This is a genomic window from Gilliamella sp. B2923 (genome assembly GCF_026536565.1).
Taxonomy (GTDB): domain Bacteria; phylum Pseudomonadota; class Gammaproteobacteria; order Enterobacterales; family Orbaceae; genus Gilliamella.
On sequence record NZ_JAFNNZ010000044.1, the window covers coordinates 1 to 1,168 of the forward strand.

1 protein-coding gene is annotated in these 1,168 nt (G+C 27.6%); it reads left to right on the forward strand.

The window, feature by feature from the left end:
* The first annotated feature begins 128 nt into the window (after positions 1 to 128).
* Positions 129 to 755, forward strand: coding sequence for a hypothetical protein (locus J3U42_RS12245; RefSeq protein ID WP_267336610.1), 627 nt, complete (start codon positions 129 to 131; stop codon positions 753 to 755).
* Positions 756 to 1,168: the final 413 nt, after the last annotated feature.

The following is a 1,168-nucleotide window of genomic DNA, read 5'->3' on the forward strand; positions in this document are numbered from 1 at the left end:
CCATATTTATTATGAGTTAAGATAGATAAAGTGAATAATATACATAAAAAAGAGATAAATTATTCAATATCGATATAATTAAAAATGTCTTTAGACTATAGTTCTAAAACAAATATAAGGAATAGTTAATGCAAAATCGTACATTTGAATTTCGTTGTTTCACTCGGCGCTCATTTAAAAATTTAATGATGCTCATTTTTTGCTTTGCTTTTTTAGTCTTTTGTTGTCTCATTTTTTTATTTGTATTTTTCTGTGATGCGATCATGCCGATGATTCCCAACCAATACTTTGAGGTCTTCTATATTATTGGAATGCTTGTTCCGCAATTATTTTCTGTCTTTCTGTTTGCTATATTTATTGTTCGTTTCTTCCGTAAAAAAATGACGATCAATGTCAATTCATATTTGATTAATATTGATGACCATAAAAAATTGAATCAAACTTTTCAATGGTCAGCATTACAAACAGTAACAATGTTTAAAAGTACCGCTGTGCTATATCAAACGATTATTTTGGAGTTTGACAATAAGCTTATTAATATGATGGTGGCAAAAAGTTTATATTTATCCAAAAAAGATACTGATCAATTTCTTCAATTTATACAATATGTCGATGAACAAATTATCAAACCAGATTTTACACTATCCTCATCGAATATAACTTTATCAACTAAACTTACGCAAGAAATAACAACAGCATTAACAAATATAAAATTTAATGAAGGAGAATATCGTTATTTATATGTCAGAAAGTAACGAGTCAGTGTTTCTTGATGATAAAATGCTGATATGGCTATTTAAACAATTAAATAGCCATATTTGACAAAACCATATTTTCAGGTGGTCTATCAACTAGCCACCATTAAACACACTTAAGAAAAGTGAGAAGAATGATTTTTTCTTTTCAACTGGTATATTTTCGATATTGGCTTGAATAAGTTGATCAACTTTTTTGGCTTCAATTTCGTTGCGGCGATATTGTTCTTGCGTGATAAATATCTGTCCTATCTATTATTGCTAATAAAAAATAATTTGCTAAATGTATTGGTTATTGGCACGTTTTACAAACGATATGTGAATCAACCACAATGATTTGAGCATCCATATTTATTATGAGTTAAGATAGATAAAGTGAATAATATACATAAAAAAGAGATAAATTATTCAAT